Here is a 20,351-nt window from a genome sequence, read left to right as displayed (position 1 = left end):
GCGGGCGTTTTCGCCCCTCCTTTAAGCCCTCAGGACGCCAGTGTCACGAAAGGATCACATAGCTTTTCGTCACACCCTCTGTGAAAGGGAGGCCATATCGGGCGGGATATGAAAAAGGCGACCCTCGGGCCGCCCTCTTTGTCATTCGGTGCAGGTCGAGACCAGGGCCTCGTAGCGTTGGGTGATCCAGTCCGGCGCGCTGTCCGGCAGGCTCTCGTCGATCTTGTCCTGCGAGCGGGCAAAGACCTTGGCGGTGCGGGAGTTCTCCAGCACGTCGATCGGATCGCCGGTGGAGACGCGATCCACGATCACCAGCGCGATGGCCACGAGCACGATGCCGCGCACCACGCCGAACAGGAAACCGAGCCCCTGGTCGATGCCGCCCAGAGCCGAGCGTTGCACGGCGGAGGAGAACAGCGGCGTGAAGACGGAGACGATGATGAGCGCCAGGGCGAAGACCGCGAAGAAACCGGTGATCACCGACAATTCGCAGGACCCCGCGATGTAATCGCCCAGATAGGGCACTTCCTTGACCAGTGGCACGGCCTTGGGGGCAAAGATGTAGCCGAGAATGGCCGCCACGATCCAGCCAGCGATCGCCATGCCTTCACGCACGAAGCCGCGCGAATAGGCCAGAAGCGCCGAGACGATGATGACCAGCGCCACGATGCCGTCGATGATTGTAAAGCCGTCCATGGGCGCCTCACTTGTTATTTTTCCGGGGACGCGTCAGCCCGCGCCGAAGACCTCTCCGACAAAGCCCACCAGATCGCTCATCTGACGGATCGCCATGCCGCTGTTTTCGCCCGCTTTCGATTGCGACGGGGCGATGGCCGAGGAAAAACCAAGTTTTCGCGCCTCTTTCAACCTGTTTTCGGTTTGACCGACCGGTCTGAGACTGCCGGAGAGAGAAAGTTCCCCGAAAACCACACAATCTTTCGGCAGGGCGGCGTCTTCGCGGGCCGAGAGAAGGGCGGCGGCCACGGCGAGATCGGCGGCGGGTTCGGAGACCTTCATGCCGCCCGCTACGTTCAGGTAGACATCGAGCCCCGCAAACGGAATGCCGCAGCGCGCCTCCAGCACGGCAAGGATCATGGCAAGACGCGAGCCGTCCCAGCCCACCACCGTGCGCCGGGCCTGAGCGTGGGGCGAGGGGGCGACGAGGGCCTGAAACTCCACCAAAACCGGCCTTGTGCCCTCAATTCCCGCGAAAACCACCGATCCGGGGGCGGGTTGGTCGCGTTCGGACAGGAACAGCGCGGAGGGGTTGGTGACCTCGGACAGCCCGTCACCGGTCATCTCGAACACGCCGATTTCATGCGCGGGGCCGAAGCGGTTTTTCACCGCGCGCAAAAGCCGGAACTGATGCCCGCGCTCGCCCTCGAAATAGAGCACCGTGTCGACCATATGCTCGACCACGCGGGGGCCTGCGAGCTGGCCTTCCTTGGTCACATGGCCGACGAGGACGACGGAAACGCCACGGGTTTTGGCAAAGCTCACAAGTTCGTGCGCGGCGGCGCGAACCTGCGACACCGACCCCGGCGCGCTTTCGACATTGTCGGCCCACATGGTCTGGATGGAATCGATGATGACCAGATCGGGCCGCTCTGCCTCAAGCGTCGTGAGAATGTCGCGCAGGTTGGTTTCCGCACCGAGCTGTACCGCAGCCTCTTCGAGCCCAAGCCGCTGCGCCCGCATCCGGACCTGCGCGCTGGCCTCCTCGCCGGAGATGTAGATCACCTTGAGACCGGCGCCTGCAAACCGGGCGGCCGCCTGCAACAGAAGCGTGGATTTGCCGATGCCGGGATCGCCGCCCACCAGAATGGCCGAAGCGGGGACAAGCCCGCCGCCCAGAACCCGGTCGAATTCCTCCAGCCCGCAGGCGGTGCGTGGCGGCGGCGCCTCTTTTGTGGCGAGCGTGGTCAGCGGGATTTCCTTGCCGCGCATGCCGCCCAGCGTTTTCGTGGTCGGCCCGGCGGAGGAGAGCGGTTTCTCCTCGGAGATCGTGTTCCACTCGCCGCAGCCGTCGCAGCGCCCGGACCATTTGTTGGTCACCGCCCCGCAATTGGAGCAAACGAAGTTCTTCTGTGCCTTGGCCATCTGCGGCTCCCGGGTTGTTCTTGCTTCGTTCTAGTCGTTCAAGCCCCGCCGGTTCAAGCGGTCTCTTGTTCCTTTGCTGCAAAAATACTCAATCCAAGGCTGGCCAGCACGCAAAACGTGAACAGATACAATCCCCAACCCACTTCGACCCGCCCGACGCCGATGCCCTTGGCGAGGGTGATGTAGATCGCAACCAGGAACACATCGGCCATCGCCAGACGCCCGAGCCGAAACAGCCACGGTTTCATGCGGGCAGGCAGACGGCCGGAGAGCAGGCCTTCGAGCGCGATGACTTTGGTGATGGGGGCGATCAGGGCGAAGAAGATGACCACGAGGGCTAGCGGAATGTCCTTGTCCCAGAGACTCACGATGCCCGAAAGGACGGAGATTTCCGACAAGCCAAAGAGCGGCAACAATCCCGCGCGCATCAGCGGCGCGACCCATGCGATGGGGAAGAGGAGCAGGAGCGAGAGATTGGCGAGGCGGAGCGGGGTCATGGCCCTACCGCAGCGTCTCGATCGGCCCGTTTGGCGAGCCGGTGATGAACTGGCGCAGATAGGGATCGTCGGCTGTGTCCATCTCGGACACGGGCCCGTGCCAGCGGATTTTGCCCCGGTGCAGCATAGCGACCTTGTCGGCGATGGCGCGCACGGAGGTCATGTCATGGGTGATGGTGACGGCGGTCGCGCCCATTTCGACCACGATCTCGCGGATCAGCTCGTTGATCACACCGGCCATGATCGGGTCGAGCCCGGTGGTCGGTTCGTCGAAAAAGATGATCTCCGGATCGGCGGCAATGGCGCGGGCGAGGCCCACGCGTTTCTGCATCCCACCGGACAGTTCGGCGGGGAAGAGATCGGCCACATCCGGTCCCATGCCGACGCGGCGCAGTTTCTCTATGGCGATTTCCTTGGCCTCGGCGCGCGGACGCTTGAGCGAGCCGCGCAACAGGCGAAAGGCGACGTTTTGCCAGACCGGAAGGCTGTCGAACAGGGCCGCGCCCTGAAACAACATGCCGAAGCGGGCAAGGAAGGCGTCGCGGTCGCCGGTCTTGGTGATGTCTTCGCCATCGACCATGATCGTGCCCTGATCGGGGGTGATCAGCCCGAGAACGCATTTCAGCGCCACGGATTTGCCGGTGCCGGAGCCGCCGATGATGACACAGCTCTCGCCCTTGGCGACATCGAGATCGACGCCGCGCAGGATTTCTTTTGCCCCAAAGGCCTTATGCACGTCGTGAAGGCGGATCATGTCGCGAAAAACGCCTGTGTCAGAAGGAAGTTGGCGGCGAGGATCAAGACGGCTGCGGCCACGACGGAGGATTTCGTCGCCTGGCCCACGCCCTGCGCGCCGCGCCCCGAGTGCATCCCGAAATAACAGCCCATCAGGGTGGCGATCACGCCGAAGGCCGCGCCTTTGACCAGCGAGGAAACGATGTCGTTCGGTTCAAGAAAATCGACCGTGTTCTTGAGGTAAACCGCCGGGTTGAAGCCCAGAGATTGCACGGAGACGAACCAGCCGCCGAACACGCCGATGGCATCGCCCACCGCAACCAGAAGCGGCACGGTGACGAGACCGGCGAAGACGCGCGGCGCGGTGAGGTATTTCATCGGATCGGTGGAGAGCGTCACCAGAGCGTCGATCTGCTCGGTGACCTTCATCGTGGCGATCTCGGCGGCGATCGAGGAGGTGACGCGGGCGGCCATCATCAACCCGACCATCACCGGGCCGAGTTCGCGCACCACGCCAAGCGCCACGATCTGCGGCACGACTTGCTCTGCGGAGAACCGCGCGCCGCCAGCGTAGATCTGAAGCGCCAGCGCGCCGCCGGTGAAGACGGCGGTGAGGCCGACGACGGGTAGCGACAGATAGCCGACGTGCAGCAGGGCATGCAGGAATTCACGGGCGTAAAACGGCGGGGTCAGGATATGGCGAAAGGCGGCGAGCGCGAAAAGCCCGACCCGGCCCACCGTCGCCAGCACAGACAGAACGCCCGCGCCAAGCGCGGCCAGAGGCCGGGCGATCACGCTCATCCGATATAGCGGCGCTGATAGCGCGCGCCGAGCGAGGTCAGGATTTCATAGCCGATGGTCTGGCCGATGGTGGCGAGATCGTCGACGGTCTGATGCGGGCAGAGCAGATCGAGCGAGCGCGGCACCTGATCGAGATGGGTGATGTCCACGGTGATCAGGTCCATCGAGACCTTGCCCACGAGCGGGCAGGGGGTCTCGCCATCGAACAGCACGGCCTTGTTGGAGATCAGCCGGGTGATGCCATCGGCATAACCGGCGGCGATGGTGGCGATGCGCGAGGGCACTTCGGCGGTCCACATGTTGGAATAGCCGACGGTCTCGCCAGGCTGCACATCGCGGGTCTGTATCACCGGGCATTCGAGGCGCACAACGGGTTTGCCGTCCTCATAGGGCAGGCCGCCGTACATGCCGATGCCGGGGCGCACCAGATCGAAATGGTAGTCCGGCCCCAAGAGGATGCCGCCGGTGGCTGCAAGCGCACGACGCACGTTCAGCCCGTCGGTCATCTCGCGGAAATTCTTGAGCTGATAGGCGTTCATCTCGTGCTCGGGCTCATCGGCACAGGCCAGATGGCTCATCACGAGATCGGGTGTCGCCTTCATCACCAGATCCTTCACCGCGTCCCATTCGACGGGCTCAAGGCCGAGACGGTTCATGCCGGTGTCGAGCTGAATGCCGAAGGGACGACCGGGGAGGGCCTCAAAATGGCGGGTGATCTGGTCGAGCGAGTTGAGCATGGGGACGAGGCCCATGTCGCCGATCATGTCGGTGTCGCCGGGCATATGCCCGCCCAGAACGCCGATCCAGGGTTTCGGTCCGACCGCCTCGCGCAGCACGACGCCTTCTTCGGCGGCGGCGACGAAAAAGGATTTCACGCCGGTGCGCATCAGGGCGCGGGCGACCTTGCCAACCCCCAACCCGTAAGCGTCGGCCTTGACCACCGCAGAGGTTTCCACCGTGTCTGCGGAGAGTTTGTCGAGCGCGCGCCAGTTCGCGGCGAGCGCATCGAGATCAATATGAAGAGTAGAGGTGCCCATGGGTGTTTATTGGCCGCCGCCGCCGAGAGTCGCAAGCGCTATTCGGTGCGGGGCTTACTCGTAGTCGAAATTGTTGTGGAGTTCCTTGGCGAGGTTGCCAAAGCGGGTGAACTGCGCCTCGAAGGACAGCTCGACGGTGCCGATAGGCCCGTGACGCTGCTTGCCGAGGATGACTTCGGCCTTGCCGTGCAGGCGCTCCATGTCCTGCATCCATTTTTCCATGGCTTCGAGATTGTCGTCGTCGGGCTTTTCGCGCTCTTTGTAATATTCGCCACGGTAGACAAACATCACCACGTCGGCATCCTGCTCGATGGAGCCGGATTCACGAAGATCGGAGAGCTGCGGGCGTTTGTCGTCGCGGGATTCCACCGTCCGGGAGAGCTGCGACAGCGCAATAACCGGGATGTTGAGTTCCTTGGCGATGGCCTTGAGACCCATGGAAATTTCGCCGATCTCCTGCACCCGGTTGCCCTCGGTCCGCGACGTGCCGCGCACCAGTTGCAGGTAGTCGATGATCAGCAGGTCGAGCCCGTGGGTCCGTTGCAGGCGGCGCGCACGGGCGGCAAGCTGCGAAATCGGGATCGAGGGCGTGTCGTCGATGTAAAGCGGGCAAGATTCGAGGGTCTTGGCGGCGTCAACGAAGCGGCGGAATTCGTCCTCCGTCATGTCACCCTGTCGGATCTTGTGCGACGAAATCTCCGAGGCTTCAGCCAGAATACGCGCGGCGAGCTGTTCGGAACTCATCTCGAGCGAGAAGAAGCCGACAACGCCGCCCTCGACCGCGCCCTGTTTGCCGTCGGGCAGGGTGCCTTTCTTGTAGGCCTTGGCGATGTTGAAGGCGATGTTGGTCGCAAGCGAGGTTTTCCCCATCGAGGGACGCCCGGCGAGGATGATCAGGTCGGAGGGGTGCAGACCCCCCATTTTCTTGTCGAGATCCACAAGTGCGGTGGGAATCCCCGCCATGCCGCCGCCGCGTTCATAGGCGGCGTTGGCGTTCAGCACGGCCTGGGTCACGGCGGAGAGAAACGAGGTAAACCCGGTTTCGCCCTTGCCCTGTTCGGCCAGAGAATAGAGCCGCTGTTCGGCGGCGACGATCTGTTCGCTCGGGTCGCGCGAGTCAGACCCGGAGGCGGCGGAGCCGGAGATTTCATTGCCCAGCTCGATGAGCTGACGGCGCAGGAACAGATCGTAAATCAACTGCGCATAATCGCGCACCGCATAGGTCGAGATCGCCGAGGCCGCGAGCCGCGCCAGATAGGCCGGACCGCCCAGCTCGCGCAGCCCCTCGTGATCCTCCATATAGGCCTTGAGCGTCACCGGCGAGGCCAGCATGTTTTTCGACACGCGCTCGGAAGCTTTCTCGAAAATATCCTTGTGAACCGGATCGAAGAAATGCTCGGGCGAGATGATCGAGGCGATCTTGTCGAACACGTCGTTGTTGGTCAGAAGCGCGCCCAGAAGCTGTTGCTCGGCCTCGATATTGTGCGGCACAGCGCCCGCGTAAGGCGTGATCACGAGCCCCTTCGCGGGAGGCGTGGCCTCACCGTCGTGGTTGCGCACATCCTGAAGATTGGCGATTTCGCTCATGCGTCCGGTTCCTGCTCTCTTCGTCTGATTTTGGCGGCTGCCGAGTCGGGCTGCTGCCTGATCCCGCGAGTCGCGTCCTGCTTGCGGTCCGTCCTGATTACCCGGCTGGGGCACGGGTTTCAAAATGTATAACCTGTGGAAAACTCCGCTGCGCTGTCGCATGGCGGATAACTGCCTGAGGCCAAAGCGAAACGCCGCCCACGGGGGCGGCGCTGAAATTTTTCGCAACAGGCCGGGGGTCAGGCTTTCTTGTGCTTTTCCTGCCAGGCATGCGGCGCGCCGAGGAAGTGCTCGACCTCCGCCAGAGCCGACGCGTCGAAGGTTTTCTGGCGTTTCGCCTCTTCGAGTACGTCCCACCAGGTGCAGAGGCTGATCAGCTTGACGCCGTGATCCGCCAGACGCTTTTCTGTGTCCGGGAAGATGCCGTAGTAGAAGATCACCGCCGTCCAGTTGCAGGTCGCGCCGGTGTCGCGGATCGCGTCGACGAAGGAGAGTTTCGAGCCGCCATCTGTGGTCAGGTCCTCGACCAGCAAGACGCGCTGATCCTCGGACATTTCGCCCTCGATCCGGGCGTTGCGACCGTAGCCTTTGGGCTTTTTGCGCACATAGGTCATCGGCAGGCCGAGACGGTCGGCGACCAGCGCGGCGAAGGGGATGCCCGCGGTTTCGCCGCCCGCGATGTTGTCGAACGCCTCGAAGCCCGCTTCGCGCATGATCGAGATCGCCATGAAATCCATAAGCGTCGAACGGATGCGCGGGAAGGAAATCAGCTTGCGACAGTCGATATAGGTCGGCGAGGGCAGGCCGGAGGCGAGGATATAGGGCTCTTCCGGGCGGAAGTTCACCGCGCCGATTTCAAGAAGCATCCGCGCCGTCAGACGGGCGATTTCGGTTTGATCGGGAAAGGAGGAGGGGATCATGATCGGTCCTTCGTCTTAGGCGTCCACGCTCCAGTGGAGCGGCATCTGCGGGTCGAATACGGTCACCGGGCCATTGGCGCTGTCGATCTTGGCCGGGTAGGTGACGGGCGCGCCCTTGCGGAGCGTGATCGTCGCCTCGTTGAGCGGCAGGCGGTAGAAATTCGGCCCGTTCACCGAGGTGAATTTTTCGAGGTTTTCAAGTTTGCCTTCGCGCTCGAACACCTCGGCGAGGATCGACATGGTGTTGGTCGCGGTGAAGCACCCGGCACAGCCACAGGCACTTTCCTTGTCGTGATCGAGATGCGGCGCGCTGTCGGTGCCGAGGAAGAAATGCGCGTCGCCGGAGGTCGCGGCTGCGACCAGCGCGAGGCGGTGGGTTTCACGTTTCGCCACCGGCAGGCAGTAGTAATGCGGCTTGATGCCCCCGACGAGGATGTGGTTGCGGTTGATCACAAGGTGATGCGTGGTGATCGTGCCGCCCATGTCATCGCCTTGGCTGGCGACGTAATCGACGCCGTCCTTGGTGGTGATGTGTTCCATCACCACGCGCAGACCGGGGGTCTTGCGGCGGATCGGGTCGAGCACGGTGTCGATGAACACGGCCTCACGGTCGAAGATGTCGACTTCGGGGGTGACGACCTCGCCATGGGTGCAGAGCGGCAGGCCGATTTCGGCCATTTTCTCAAGCACCGGGCGGACCTTGTCGAAATCGCGCACGCCGGAGGCGGAGTTGGTCGTCGCGCCCGCCGGGTAGAGTTTCACGGCTTTCACCAGACCGGAGGCATGGGCGGCGGCCACGTCCTCGGGATCGGTTGCCTCGGTGAGATAGAGCGTCATCAGCGGCTCGAAGGTGCCGCGGCCCGGATTGGCCTTGAGAATGCGCTCGCGATACGCCGCAGCCTCCGCGCCGGTGACCACCGGGGGCACGAGGTTCGGCATGACGATGGCGCGGGCGAAATGGCGCGCGGTTTCGGGCAGAACGGCCTCCATCATCGCGCCATCGCGCAGATGCAGATGCCAGTCGTCGGGGCGGCGGAGCGTGAGTGTGTCGGTCATGGCCTTGCCTTAGCGCGATCCGGGACAAAGCGCCAGATGGTGCGGGGCCCCGGTTGCGCTTATTTTTTAAGCCTCTGGTCAGTTTTTCGCCCCGGTGTTTCGCTCCGGGATTGAAGCCCCCCGCTGCGCGCGGCTAGGGTCGAGGCCGACCCGGAGGATTTCATGCTCGACACGCCCCATGCCAGTGATGCCGCCCGCTTGCAGCGCGTGCGCGGGCGTGCCCATGTGATGATGGGGGCGCGGGGGCTGAAGGATTTGTATCAACAGGGCTCCGCCAAGGCGATGTTGCCGAAGGTGCACAGCGCCGTTCCCGAGGTGGTTTTTCTCAATACATCCGGGGGGTTGACCGCCGGAGACCGGCTGGATTACCGGCTTGAGGTCGAAGGAGACGGGGCGCTGATCGGCACGACGCAGACCGCCGAGCGGGCCTATGCCTCTGTCGCGGGTGGGGCGGATGCCGAAGTGTCCGTGAGCCTCCATGCCGGGGCGGGGGCGCGGCTCGACTGGTTGCCGCAGGAGACGATCCTGTTCGAGACCGCGCGGCTGACGCGCCGGACGACGGCCCAGATCGCGGGAGATGCGCGTTTTTTGTTCTCCGAGATGGTGGTTCTGGGACGCGCGGCGATGGGGGAGACCATCGAGACGCTGCACCTGTCGGATCGCCGGGAAATTCATCGGGCCGGGCGGCCGGAGTTCATCGAACCGCTGGAGATCGACGCCGGGCTTTTGGCGCTCCGGGACAATCCGGCGCTTTTGTCGGGGGCGCGGGCGATTGCCACCGTGGGGCTGTTCGCGCCGGGGGCGGAAGCGCTTGCCGATCTGGTGAAACCGATCCAGCATGAGGGTGTGACCGCCGGTGTGTCCGGCTGGAACGGCAAGCTGGTGATCCGGGCGATGGCGCCCGATGGCTATCCTCTGCGCCGCTATGTGGCGCAAGTTTTGAAGACGATCAGACAGACGGATTTGCCGCGTGTCTGGCAAATGTGACAGCGAGGGACGGGAATGAACCTGACACCGAGAGAAAAAGACAAGCTGCTGGTCTCGGTCGCAGCCATGGTGGCGCGCAATCGGTTGGCGCGCGGTGTAAAGCTGAACCACCCGGAGGCGATCGCGCTGATCACCGATTTCGTGGTCGAGGGCGCGCGCGACGGCAAGATGGTGTCGGAACTGATGCAGGCGGCCGCGCATGTGATCACCCGCGAACAATGCATGTCCGGCGTGCCGGAGATGATTCACGAAGTGCAGGTGGAGGCGACCTTCCCGGACGGGACGAAACTCGTCACCGTGCACCACCCGATCCGTTGACTTGAGTATTTGGACCATCAGAAAGCAGGAGGCGCGCCGATGATACCCGGTGAGTATTTCATTCAGGACGGCGAGATCGAGCTGAACGCAGGGGCGGAGGTGACGACGATCACCGTGTCCAACACCGGCGACCGCCCGGTGCAGGTCGGTTCGCATTACCATTTCTATGAGACCAACGCGGGGTTGGCGTTCGACCGTGCGGCGGCGAAGGGCAAGCGCCTCGATATTGCCGCAGGCACGGCCGTGCGGTTCGAACCGGGGCAGACGCGGGAGGTCGATCTTGTGCCTCTGGCGGGTGCGCGCGAAGTGTACGGGTTCAACCAGAAGATCATGGGTAAGCTGTGATCCGGTTTGTACTCATGTCGCTGGCCGTTCTGGGGTCTCCCGTTCTGGCGCAGGAGGCCGAGGTCGATTGTGCAAATGCGATGACCCAGATGGATATGAACATCTGTGCCGGGCGCGATTACAGGGCGGCGGATGAGGATCTGAACCTGGCCTATCAGAACGCCATTGCGGTGGCGAAAGAGTGGGATCTGGGCCTGTCGGAGGACCTGCGCGGTGCCGAGGATACGCTGCGCGAGGCGCAGCGGGCGTGGCTCCCCTATCGCGACAAGGTCTGTGAAGCGACCGGATTTCTGGTGCGCGGCGGTTCGATGGAACCGATGATCGTGGCGCGCTGTCTTGAGACTGTCACACGGCGGCGGACCGAAGACATCCGCGCCGTTTACGAGATGAACTGAGAGGGACAAGATGCCTGCAAAAATCTCCCGCGCCACTTATGCCGACATGTTCGGTCCGACCACCGGCGACAAGGTTCGGCTGGCCGATACCGATCTGATCATCGAGGTTGAGCGTGACCTGACCTCAGAGCTTGCGGGCCGGGGCAGGAATGCTCCGCTTTATGGCGAGGAGGTCAAATTCGGCGGGGGCAAGGTCATTCGCGACGGCATGGGCCAGTCACAGAAAAGCCGCGCCGAGGGCGCGGTCGATACGGTGATCACCAATGCGCTGATCCTCGACGTGACCGGGATTTACAAGGCCGACATCGGGTTGAAGGACGGGCGGATCGCGGGCATCGGCAAGGCCGGGAACCCGGATACCCAGCCGGGTGTCGATATCATCGTCGGGCCGGGCACAGAGGCGATTGCGGGCGAGGGGCGGATCATCACGGCGGGGGGCTTTGACAGCCATATTCACTTCATTTGTCCGCAGCAGATCGAGGATGCGCTGCATTCCGGGCTGACCTGTATGCTGGGCGGCGGCACGGGGCCGGCACATGGCACGCTTGCGACCACCTGTACGCCGGGGCCGTGGCACATCGGGCGGATGTTGCAGGCACTGGACGGTGTGCCGATGAACATCGCGCTCGCGGGCAAGGGCAACGCTTCGCAACCCGGTGCGCTTGTCGAGATGGTCAAGGCGGGGGCGGCGGCGCTTAAGCTGCATGAGGATTGGGGGACGACGCCCGGCGCGATTGATTGCTGCCTCTCGGTGGCCGATGACATGGATGTGCAGGTGATGATCCACACGGATACGCTTAACGAGAGCGGGTTCGTGGAAAACACACTGGCGGCCATCAAGGGCCGGACGATCCACGCCTATCACACCGAAGGCGCGGGTGGCGGCCATGCGCCGGACATCATCAAGGTGGTGGGGCATGAGAACATCCTGCCCTCGTCGACGAACCCGACCCGGCCCTTTACCCAGAACACTCTGGAAGAGCATCTCGACATGCTCATGGTCTGTCACCACCTCGACAAGTCGATCCCTGAAGACGTGGCCTTTGCCGAAAGCCGCATTCGCAAGGAGACGATTGCGGCGGAAGACATTCTGCATGACATGGGGGCGTTTTCGGTGATTTCGTCGGACAGTCAGGCGATGGGCCGTGTGGGCGAGGTGATCATCCGCACATGGCAGACCGCCGATAAGATGAAGAAACAGCGTGGGCGTCTGTCGGATGAGACCGGCGACAATGACAATGTACGGGTCAAGCGCTATGTCGCGAAATACACCATCAACCCGGCGATCGCGCATGGCATGAGCCGTCATATCGGCACGGTCGAGGTCGGCAAACGCGCGGATCTGGTGATCTGGTCGCCGGCGTTCTTTGGCGTGAAGCCGGAGATGGTTCTGCTCGGCGGGATGATCGCCGTGGCGCAGATGGGTGATCCGAACGCCTCGATCCCGACTCCGCAGCCGGTTTACACGCGACCGATGTTCGGGGCGATGGGACGCGCTGTGGAAAACTCTGCCGTGCTCTTCGTGTCCCAGGCGGCACAGACCGATGGCATCGGCAAGCAGCTCGGTCTCGCCAAGCAGACGCTCGCGGTGGAGAACACCCGCAACATCGGCAAATCCTCCATGGTGATGAACAACGCGACGCCCGAGATCGAGGTGAACCCTGAGACCTATGAGGTGCGGGCCAATGGCGAGCTTTTGACCTGTGAACCGGCGACGGAACTGCCGATGGCGCAGAGGTACTTCCTGTTCTGATACGGAAGGCGGCGTAACTGCCCAGAAAACATGCAAGCCCCGTCTTCGATCCGGCGGGTGTTGCATCAAGCTTCGGTCGCGCGCAGGGTTCAATTGTTTGTTCAGATAATTCCCGTAGCCTGAAAAGACAGGGAGGAAACCCGTATCAAAAGAGGTTTCCATGCAGCATGTTGCCAATATCGCAATCCTGACGCCCTGTTTGCGGGCGCGGCTCGATCTGTTTTTCGCCACACTGGGGCAGGGGGTGAACGCCTATGCCGTGCGCCGCAAACGGCTTGGGGAACTGGCCCGGCTCGATGCACTGAGCAATGAGGAATTGCTGGCCATGGGCATCACCCGTGATCGCATCCCGCATTACGTGTTCCGGGATCTGTTTTGCGTCTGACGGACGTGCTGACCGCGACGGTTCCGACGCCGTGTGCGGCGGGTGTGGACGAAGCTTCGTTGCCGTTTGGGCTGCGTTCAGTAAGGCCGGATTTCGGCCCGTGATTGCGGCCTGCGATTTAAGGGCGTGAAAGCAGCGGCATGATCTGAGGTGCGTTGAGCGCGGCGGGCAAGGCGTCGTCCTCACGCTCTTCGATGCGGATCGAAGTGACCTGTTTGGTCGCGTAATAGCGATCGTCGCCGAGCGTGTCGGGCGGCAGTTTCGAAATGTCGAAGACCTGATAGGCGGTGTGGGACACCACGAGGTCACAGGTCAGCCCGTGATACCGACCGGAGGCGCAGGAGGAGATGAAACCGGCTTCGAGCGCGGCCTCGCGAGCGCGCAGTTCCGCGATTTTGCGGCGCAGGCGGACCAGCTCATCAACGGGAGAGAGGGACATATCCATGGTCTTTTCCCTTCTGGAGCAAGGGGTTGGAATAGGGGGATGTCAACCGTCACCTCCGATCGCGAGGCGGCGACTCGAAAAGGCGGCGGGCAGGGTGTCGTCATCTGCGATGCCATCCTGTCCGAAACCGAGATCGGCTTCGGCTTCGAGCGCGCGGGTCAGATCGAGCGCGTCGGGCAGGGTGGCCGGGGGGAGTGGCGCGTCGGCATCCGCCTGCATCCGGGCCAGGATCTCTTCCTGAAGCCCGGCGAGAGGTTGCAAATCGGCATGTCCCGTGGGGCGCAGGTCACGCGGGGTTGCGCCCTCGGTCGCATCTGCCGCCTCAACCGGGGGGAGCTCCGGGCTTGCCGCGCGTGGCGATGCCGATTTCAGTCCGAAGGGATCTTCGGCCTGCACGAAAGGATCGGAAGCGCAGAGCGTTTCGGGGACGAGCGTCGCGCTGATCGCCGGTTCTTCCGAGCTTCCCGGATCGGCGATGAACGCGGCAGGGGAGGTGTCGTCGATGATGTCGTCGACTGCATCCTCCGCAGCCATCTCCGCGCCGGATTCCGAAGTCTCGAGCGTGTGGTTCGATGCGCCGTCTTTCGGGCCGAGGGGGGCGCCGATGGTGCGTATGATGGCAGGGTTTGCGTCCGGTGCTTCCGCAAGATGCCCTGCGACTTCGGCGACCGGACTGTCCGGCTCCGCGAGCCTCGCGACGGTGTCCGACGGGTCCTTGATGACCTCCGCCGCGAGGTCGTGGGACGTGGCGGGCTGGTCGCTCATCGGCTCCGCCACTTCTTGCGCTGTCTGCTCCGTGTCGGTCTCCATGGCCGGGTCGAAGAGGCTTTCTGACCGGGTGATAAACGGGAGGTCGCCGGGGGGCGTGTCAGCGTCCCCGGCGTCGAGGCCAGCGCGGCTCATGTCGTCGGACACAGGCTGTGTCGCCAGGAAGCCCGTGGCGCGCGGCGCCAGAAGGACAACGGTTTCCTCGGATACGCGGAACAGATCCGGGTTCAGCAGCGACTCCTGTGGCAGATATTCGGGCGCGATGCGACGGGGGCGACGGGTTTCGATCACCGCCATGCGCCCGGCGCCAAGCACTTTGTCACAGCCCTGCTCACTGGCAAAGGTCAGAATTTCATCACATAATTCCGCTTCAAGCTCCCGCAGCCGGGCAATTTCGGCGCGCAGCGTGAAAAGTGCGTCGACGGCCTCGAAAGGGGCGTCGGGGGTGCTATGATCGAATGACGAAAGACGCATGGGCAGGATCTCCTTGCCTTACATTTGGGGGCGAGTCGGTTAAGAAAGTCCCAATTCCCGGCAGGAGGATGAGAGATGAGCGGTTTGAAAGCCTATGAACTCAGCGAAGCTGGTGCCGAGGCGGCCACGGATCACGTTGCGCTGACCTACGATCAGCGGCTTCTGCGGCGCAAGAAACTGGTGACCGAGGGCGGTTTGACGGTGTTCGTCGATCTGCCGCAGACGGTGTCGATCGGCGAGGGCGACGGCTTTCTCTGCGAAGACGGCACGGTGATCGGGGTGCGGGCCGCCGAGGAAGAGTTGTATGCGGTGACCGGCGAGACGGTGACGCGCTACGCCTGGCATATCGGCAACCGGCATACGCCTTGTGAAATTGCTGCCGACCGGTTGGTGATCCAACGCGATCCGGTTTTGAAGGCCATGCTGGAACAATTGGGTGCCGAGGTCGCGGAGATCGTGGCGCCGTTCTCGCCGGAGGGCGGGGCCTATGGCCACGGCCGGACGATGGGTCATGATCATGGGGGGCATGATAACGGGCACAGCCATGCCCACGGGCATTCTCATGCGCATTCTCATGGACATGACCATTCCCACGACCACCATCACGAGCATGACCATAAACACCACCATCATCACGATTGAGCGAACATGACGGACCGCGCGCTTCTGACGCTGACGCAATGGCTCTCGCCCGCCTTTCCGCTGGGCGGGTTCGCCTATTCGCATGGGCTGGAACTGGCGATCAGCGGGGGGCAGGTGCGCGATGCGGCCGGGCTTCGGGACTGGCTCGATGCGGTCTTGACCCGTGGCGGCGGGCGGGCGGATGCCTGGCTGTTGTCGATGGTGCTGCAAGGCGCGGATGCCGATGAGATGGCGGCGCTGGCGGAGGCTCTGGCCGGGTCGAAAGAGCGCTGGGCGGAGGCCTATGAGCAGGGCACGGCCTTTGCGCGTACGGTGGCGGAGATGGGCGGGCCCAAGCGCCCGGCGCGGGCGCTGCCGGTGGCGGTGGGCGAGGCGGCGCGGGATCTGGGGCTTGCGCCCAAGACTGTGATCTCGCTTTATCTTCATAGCTTTGCCTCGAATCTTGTGTCCGCAGGCGTGCGCTTTATGCCGCTCGGGCAGGCGGCGGGGCAGAGCGCGCTGTCTGCGCTTCATGAGGGGATCGACAGAGTGGCGGAAGAGGCACTTGGCGCGACGGTCGACGGGCTGTCGACGGGCGCGTTTGCCGCCGATCTCAACGCGGCGCGTCATGAGGACATGGATGTGCGGATTTTCAAGACATAACAGGAGGCAGACATGGCATCACCGAACGGGGCGTTGCGCGTTGGCATTGGCGGGCCGGTGGGCGCGGGGAAAACGACGCTGACCGGGGCGCTGGCGAAGGCGCTGTCGGAGAAGTATTCCATCGCGGTCATCACCAATGACATCTATACGCGCGAGGATGCCGAGGCTCTGATGCGCCAACAAATCCTGCCGATGGAGCGCATTCGCGGCGTGGAAACCGGCGGCTGTCCGCATACGGCGATCCGTGAAGATGCCTCGATCAACCTTGCCGCCGTGGCGGATCTGTCTTCGACATTCCCGGATCTGGACGTGATCCTGATCGAGAGCGGCGGAGATAATTTGGCGGCGACGTTTTCGCCGGAACTGGCCGATCTGACGATCTATGTGATCGACACGGCGGCCGGGCAGGACATTCCGCGCAAACGCGGGCCCGGTGTGACGCGCTCCGATCTTCTGGTCGTCAACAAGGTGGATCTGGCGCCTTATGTGGGGGTCGACCGGGCGTTGTTGGAAGAAGACACCAAGCGGGCGCGGGGCCAAGGCACCTATGTCATGGCGGCGCTGCGCCATGGCGAAGGGGTGGACGAGATCGTGCGGTTCGTCGAGGAGGAAGGTGGCCTCGGTTAAGGCCAACCTCTGAGACAACGGCGGTCTTTTGAGAGACCGCCGGGCTCCGTCAGGCGTTTTCCTGAAACGGCGTTTCCAGCTCGGGCAGGGTGATGTTGCGTTCCTCGAGCACCTCAAGCGCGATGTCATAGGCCTTGCGGAAGCGCGGGGCGTATTTGCGGTTGCGCAGCACATGGCGGCACAGCAGCGCGGTCTGATAGGGCCGGGCTTTGGGAGCGCTTTCGGCCAGAAGCCGGCGCAGATAGCCGAGGTGATTGCGGCGTTTGCGCAGCGCACGGGTGATGGCACGCTGATCGAGTTTGCCATCAATCGCGGCCTCGAGGATCGGGCCGAGGGCGCCCATTTCGAGCATCTCATATTCCGGATCGGTGCCGAACAGGCGGCAGGGAATGCGGTTGACATGCGGCCGGTTGAACAGCGCGGCATGCATCGCATCTTCGCTCACCCGCGGGTCATAGAGCACAAAGGCCTTCTCCGCCCCGTCGACCATGTCGGGGGCGAAACCGTAGCGGCTGGTGAAATCCATCCGGCGGGTTTTCGGGAAACGCCGGTCCCAGCTTGCCAGACGCCCGTCGAGCGTGGCTTGCGGCGCGATGGCGATGACGGTCGCACCGGGGGCGACGACGGAATAGGCCGCCGCGGCATAGCCACAGGCGCCTGCGCCGTAGAACACGACTTGATCGAAATCCTCGAAGAAGCCGTCGTCCACAAGGCGGTCGAAATAGCGATAGATGTTTTTCGAACGGAACCAGCGGTCTTTCGGGTCGAGATCGTTGGCCATGAGCGTCAGCGAGGACCAGCCGTGCCGGGCGGCGAGCATCATGCCCGTGGGATAGCCCTTGTCATTGCGCTCGGTCGCCTGTTCGAACGTGTCGAAACTGACCAGGAGGCGAGGTTTTTCGTCGAGGAAGGCGGCGGCGAAGCGGTCGCCAAGCGGTTCGTAATAACCGTGTTCTTCACAGAATTCCTCAAGCGCCTCGGCCCATTCGTCACGGGGCAGATCGGAAATGTCCTGAACGTCGCGGATGGCGGTCTGTAGCGCGGTCTCGGCTTGGCTCATAAGACGTCTCCTCATGCTCGTGGCCCCGGTCTCTGCGAGGGCTTTGCGCGGTCGTTAAAAGGCCCTCTGTCAGCCCCATGGTGCCGGACCGGTGATCCGGGGCTCTGGGGCAGGAGAAGGCCGAAATGGTTACTGTTGCATTATCCAAACTAGCACTTTCGACGGCGAGGGAAAGGAATTCCTCTGTCTTTCGCGCGACTGTTACCGGTTGCGAAACGATGTGCGATTTTCGGGCAGTTTGGTCGCCTGGCGTCGGAAATTGTGACGAAATTGGACAGGGTGGAACGGGCATCCGTTTGGCGCATGCCGCCCCGGGCGACTCGGCTTTTGGCTGGCTGATTCCTGGCCCCGTTTCCGGAATTCTACAGGGGGCGACAGAATACAGAAATCCCAGAAATGGGCTCAAACCCAACCTGCGCCGTTCGGTAGAAACCGGCTCAGGAAACGGGTTTCAGGACAGATGTCTTGCAGCAGATGGCCTTAGCCGAGAATGATGCCGATGGTCACCGCACCGAGCCCCATGGCGGAGACCAGAAGCGCCACCAGATTAAGGGCCACGACCTTTTGCAGGCGGGCGCGAATGTCCTCGTCGGAGCCGCCGAGTTTCCTGGCTTTCATCGCCGCGACGATGCAATAGACCAAGAGGCCCACGCCGATCAGCGTCAACACCACGCCGCCCCAGATCAATGCGCCCATGTTCATCTCCCATGCTTGTCGGCCATCCTTCGGGACCGCCTAACGCCTCGGGTCGCGTCAGGCAAGCACGGAAGCGCGCAGAGGCGTTTCCGAGACTTGCCTCACCGTCATCGGACGGGTAGGGATCGGGGCAGATAAGAGCATAAAATCCGAGGAAGGTTTCTATCATGATGGACGACGATATCGAATCCGGCCACAGCTCCGGCCCCGACGCCTCCTACCGCGTCACCGCGGACGAGCTGCGCCAGTTTGTCGAGCGTTTCGAGCGGCTTGAGCTTGAGAAAAAGGACATCGCCGATCAGCAGAAAGAGGTGATGGCCGAGGCCAAAGGGCGCGGTTACGACACCAAGGCGATGCGCAAACTCATTGCGCTGCGCAAGAAGACCGCCGACGAGATCGCCGAGGAAGAGGCGATCCTTGAAATGTATCGGGAAGCTCTGGGCATGCGCTGAGGCGCCTGTTCCGAGGTTCCGTCATGGCCTCCCGACTTGGTCAACGTCTCGGTCACCGCATCGCGCTGTCGCTGATCGCGCTGGTGCTGGGCTTTGGCCTCGGGCTTGTGATGCTTGGGCTGTCCCCGGTTGTGGCCGGGGTCTGTCCGGGCTGTTTCGGGTTTAAAAAGATCGCGCCGGAGGTCTATTCCGAACTGACCGGCCCGACCACCTCGGACGAGATGCTGCGCCGTCTCGTCTTTGCCGAAGCGCGCGTCGAAGCCGCCTTTGGGCCGCAGGAGCGGCCGCGCATGCTGATCTGTTACACCGAGACCTGCAACAAGGTCATGGGCGGTATGGAGGTGCGCGCGATGGCCTATGGCAGTCATCTGTTCTACCTCACGCCTAAGGGGCATGACACGGAGATCATCGCCCATGAGCTGACCCATGTGGCGCTGCATCGCCAGATCGGGCTCAAGGCACAGGCGCGGTTTCCGGCTTGGGTCGATGAGGGGATTGCCACCTATGTGTCGCGCGACCCGCGTTTCGATCTGAACCCGGAGAGTTGCGATCCGGGGCAGGGGGCGTTGCCCGAGAAAGCGCATGACTGGCGGCATTCCATGGGCGCGCGCGATGCGAGTTTCTATGCCGAGGCCGGATGCCGCGTGGCGCGCTGGCTCAAGGCGCATCCGGTGAGCGGGATCGAGGGGCTGGTGGGAGCGTATGTTCCGGAGTGAGGCGGACCTCAAGGCGCGATAAAGCGCACGCCCTGCATGGCTTCGATCCGCTCCAAGTCTTCCTCATAGGCCTCGGTCAGCCGCTCGACGAGGGCTTCGTCCCAGCCGGGCACCTCGATCTCTTCTTCCAAAGCGTCTTCGTCGACATATTTGTCGAGAAAGGCCTGAAGGATGCGGCGGCGTTGTTCTTCGGTCTGGGGCTTGTGGGTGTGCAGATAGGTGCGCAGCCGCTTCATGCCTTCGCGCTTCATGATCGTCGCCAGAATGTCGAGCCCGCCCGACATCGGCACCATCGGGCCGACTCCGGTCATGTCGCGCATCACCTGTGCCCAGGTCAGGGGCGTGTCCTCGAAGGCGAAACAGGTCACGGACGTATCCGGGCAGACGGTCCGGATGCGGGTCAGAAGCCCGGACCAGCGCAGCGTGTCGAGATTGATCCCTGACAGGAAGCTTTGGAAACTGGTGTTCGGGCCGCAATAGGAGAACGCCTCCGGGATGAAGGTCGCCGGGTTACGGACGCCGATGAAGAATTCCATCTGATGGTCGGCAAAAGTGTTGCGCAGCCAGGGGAGTTTGAAATCCGCCTTGCTGTAGAACTGCCCCTTCTCGAAGATGAGCGGGTGCATGCAGATCACATCCTCGTAGGACAGCACCATGCGGGTGCAATCGTCCATATCGAGCATCTGATCGAGCAGCATTTCCTGCGTTTCGGGGCTGGCACGGTTGTTTTTGACCTTTTTCATGATCTGCGGCAGCACATCGCGGTAATGCGAGGGCGGCGGCACCGCCACGCCATGCTCGGCCAGCACTGTCTTGTTCTTGAGAAGCCCGCGCATGAGCTGCGCGCCATTGGTGCAATGGGCGCCGATATGCATGGAGATGATCATGGGCTCTGTCGGTCCTGTCTCTGTTC

25 protein-coding genes are annotated in these 20,351 nt (G+C 63.1%); 11 read left to right on the top strand and 14 right to left on the bottom strand.

The genetic code is table 11. From position 1 onward, the window contains the following. Positions 1-141 precede the first annotated feature (141 nt). The 9 genes from NH195_RS04925 to pyrC all read right to left on the bottom strand — a co-directional run bounded on the left by NH195_RS04925 (position 142) and on the right by pyrC (position 8,733). Positions 142-696: a CvpA family protein gene (locus tag NH195_RS04925; RefSeq protein WP_066704007.1), complete on the bottom strand. Its 555-nt coding sequence runs from the start codon at positions 694-696 to the stop codon at positions 142-144. Between the two features lie 33 nt (positions 697-729). After that, complete coding sequence (gene radA / locus NH195_RS04920) at positions 730-2,100, bottom strand: DNA repair protein RadA (protein WP_066704004.1); 1,371 nt, start codon at positions 2,098-2,100, stop codon at positions 730-732. Between the two features lie 53 nt (positions 2,101-2,153). Continuing rightward, on the bottom strand, positions 2,154-2,597 hold the full coding sequence (locus NH195_RS04915; protein WP_066704001.1) for a paraquat-inducible protein A: 444 nt from the start codon (positions 2,595-2,597) through the stop codon (positions 2,154-2,156). 4 nt (positions 2,598-2,601) lie between these two features. Then, positions 2,602-3,351, bottom strand: a complete 750-nt coding sequence (locus tag NH195_RS04910; protein ID WP_066703998.1) for an ABC transporter ATP-binding protein — start codon at positions 3,349-3,351, stop codon at positions 2,602-2,604. Then, positions 3,348-4,133: an MlaE family ABC transporter permease gene (locus NH195_RS04905; protein ID WP_066703997.1), complete on the bottom strand. Its 786-nt coding sequence runs from the start codon at positions 4,131-4,133 to the stop codon at positions 3,348-3,350. Before NH195_RS04905 ends, NH195_RS04910 begins: the two co-directional genes overlap by 4 nt. Continuing rightward, positions 4,130-5,170: an alanine racemase gene (gene alr / locus NH195_RS04900; protein ID WP_066703994.1), complete on the bottom strand. Its 1,041-nt coding sequence runs from the start codon at positions 5,168-5,170 to the stop codon at positions 4,130-4,132. Before alr ends, NH195_RS04905 begins: the two co-directional genes overlap by 4 nt. 54 nt (positions 5,171-5,224) lie before the next feature. After that, a complete protein-coding gene (locus NH195_RS04895) occupies positions 5,225-6,757 on the bottom strand; it encodes a replicative DNA helicase (RefSeq protein ID WP_081423785.1) in 1,533 nt (510 codons plus the stop codon). Between the two features lie 239 nt (positions 6,758-6,996). Beyond that, positions 6,997-7,677, bottom strand: coding sequence for an orotate phosphoribosyltransferase (locus tag NH195_RS04890; protein ID WP_066703992.1), 681 nt, complete (start codon positions 7,675-7,677; stop codon positions 6,997-6,999). A gap of 15 nt (positions 7,678-7,692) precedes the next feature. Next, entirely contained in the window at positions 7,693-8,733 is a 1,041-nt protein-coding gene (gene pyrC / locus NH195_RS04885; RefSeq protein WP_066703989.1) for a dihydroorotase, read from the bottom strand. A 162-nt stretch (positions 8,734-8,895) separates the two neighbouring features. Between pyrC and NH195_RS04880 the strand changes: the two genes are divergently transcribed. The 6 genes from NH195_RS04880 to NH195_RS04855 all read left to right on the top strand — a co-directional run bounded on the left by NH195_RS04880 (position 8,896) and on the right by NH195_RS04855 (position 12,916). Beyond that, entirely contained in the window at positions 8,896-9,720 is an 825-nt protein-coding gene (locus NH195_RS04880; protein ID WP_066703983.1) for an urease accessory protein UreD, read from the top strand. A gap of 15 nt (positions 9,721-9,735) precedes the next feature. Beyond that, entirely contained in the window at positions 9,736-10,038 is a 303-nt protein-coding gene (locus NH195_RS04875; protein WP_066703978.1) for an urease subunit gamma, read from the top strand. A gap of 39 nt (positions 10,039-10,077) precedes the next feature. Next, positions 10,078-10,383 (top strand): urease subunit beta, encoded by a 306-nt coding sequence (locus NH195_RS04870; RefSeq protein ID WP_066703976.1) that lies wholly within the window; start codon positions 10,078-10,080, stop codon positions 10,381-10,383. Further along, the gene (locus NH195_RS04865; protein WP_238379697.1) at positions 10,380-10,778 is read left to right on the top strand and encodes a lysozyme inhibitor LprI family protein; all 399 of its coding nucleotides are present in this window, start codon (positions 10,380-10,382) and stop codon (positions 10,776-10,778) included. Before NH195_RS04870 ends, NH195_RS04865 begins: the two co-directional genes overlap by 4 nt. Before the next feature lie 10 nt (positions 10,779-10,788). Beyond that, positions 10,789-12,531, top strand: a complete 1,743-nt coding sequence (gene ureC, locus NH195_RS04860; protein WP_066703965.1) for an urease subunit alpha — start codon at positions 10,789-10,791, stop codon at positions 12,529-12,531. A gap of 160 nt (positions 12,532-12,691) precedes the next feature. Further along, a complete protein-coding gene (locus NH195_RS04855; RefSeq protein ID WP_066703962.1) occupies positions 12,692-12,916 on the top strand; it encodes a hypothetical protein in 225 nt (74 codons plus the stop codon). 118 nt (positions 12,917-13,034) lie between these two features. On the opposite strand, the gene NH195_RS04850 is transcribed toward NH195_RS04855, so the two are convergent. Continuing rightward, on the bottom strand, positions 13,035-13,361 hold the full coding sequence (locus tag NH195_RS04850) for a hypothetical protein (protein ID WP_155846078.1): 327 nt from the start codon (positions 13,359-13,361) through the stop codon (positions 13,035-13,037). A 42-nt stretch (positions 13,362-13,403) separates the two neighbouring features. Then, entirely contained in the window at positions 13,404-14,603 is a 1,200-nt protein-coding gene (locus tag NH195_RS04845) for a hypothetical protein (RefSeq protein WP_066703957.1), read from the bottom strand. Between the two features lie 75 nt (positions 14,604-14,678). Here NH195_RS04845 and NH195_RS04840 point away from each other — a divergent pair, with 75 nt between their 5' ends. The 3 genes from NH195_RS04840 to ureG are packed head-to-tail and all read left to right on the top strand — an operon-like array spanning position 14,679 to position 16,514. Then, entirely contained in the window at positions 14,679-15,245 is a 567-nt protein-coding gene (locus NH195_RS04840; RefSeq protein WP_066703955.1) for an urease accessory protein UreE, read from the top strand. A gap of 6 nt (positions 15,246-15,251) precedes the next feature. Further along, the gene (locus tag NH195_RS04835) at positions 15,252-15,887 is read left to right on the top strand and encodes an urease accessory protein UreF (RefSeq protein ID WP_066703953.1); all 636 of its coding nucleotides are present in this window, start codon (positions 15,252-15,254) and stop codon (positions 15,885-15,887) included. A 12-nt stretch (positions 15,888-15,899) separates the two neighbouring features. Beyond that, positions 15,900-16,514: an urease accessory protein UreG gene (ureG, locus tag NH195_RS04830; protein WP_066703944.1), complete on the top strand. Its 615-nt coding sequence runs from the start codon at positions 15,900-15,902 to the stop codon at positions 16,512-16,514. 49 nt (positions 16,515-16,563) lie between these two features. Here ureG and NH195_RS04825 read toward each other — a convergent pair whose 3' ends face one another. Together NH195_RS04825 and NH195_RS04820 are read right to left on the bottom strand one after the other, a co-directional pair. Continuing rightward, positions 16,564-17,574 carry a hypothetical protein gene (locus tag NH195_RS04825; protein ID WP_066703941.1) on the bottom strand — a complete coding sequence of 337 codons (1,011 nt, stop codon included), beginning with the start codon at positions 17,572-17,574 and terminating at the stop codon, positions 16,564-16,566. Positions 17,575-18,054: 480 nt separating this feature from the next. Then, a complete protein-coding gene (locus tag NH195_RS04820; RefSeq protein ID WP_066704475.1) occupies positions 18,055-18,270 on the bottom strand; it encodes a hypothetical protein in 216 nt (71 codons plus the stop codon). A gap of 170 nt (positions 18,271-18,440) precedes the next feature. Here NH195_RS04820 and NH195_RS04815 point away from each other — a divergent pair, with 170 nt between their 5' ends. Beyond that, complete coding sequence (locus NH195_RS04815; RefSeq protein WP_066704474.1) at positions 18,441-18,722, top strand: DUF2312 domain-containing protein; 282 nt, start codon at positions 18,441-18,443, stop codon at positions 18,720-18,722. A gap of 23 nt (positions 18,723-18,745) precedes the next feature. Beyond that, positions 18,746-19,438, top strand: coding sequence for a hypothetical protein (locus tag NH195_RS04810; RefSeq protein ID WP_066703939.1), 693 nt, complete (start codon positions 18,746-18,748; stop codon positions 19,436-19,438). 8 nt (positions 19,439-19,446) lie between these two features. Here NH195_RS04810 and NH195_RS04805 read toward each other — a convergent pair whose 3' ends face one another. Next, positions 19,447-20,325, bottom strand: coding sequence for a hypothetical protein (locus tag NH195_RS04805; protein WP_066703935.1), 879 nt, complete (start codon positions 20,323-20,325; stop codon positions 19,447-19,449). Positions 20,326-20,351 lie beyond the last annotated feature (26 nt).

Origin of the sequence: Celeribacter ethanolicus, assembly GCF_001550095.1 — a bacterium.
Taxonomy (GTDB): Bacteria; Pseudomonadota; Alphaproteobacteria; order Rhodobacterales; family Rhodobacteraceae; genus Celeribacter; species Celeribacter ethanolicus.
Note: the sequence above shows the minus strand (reverse complement) of the source record. Positions and strands in the feature narration are given on the sequence as shown.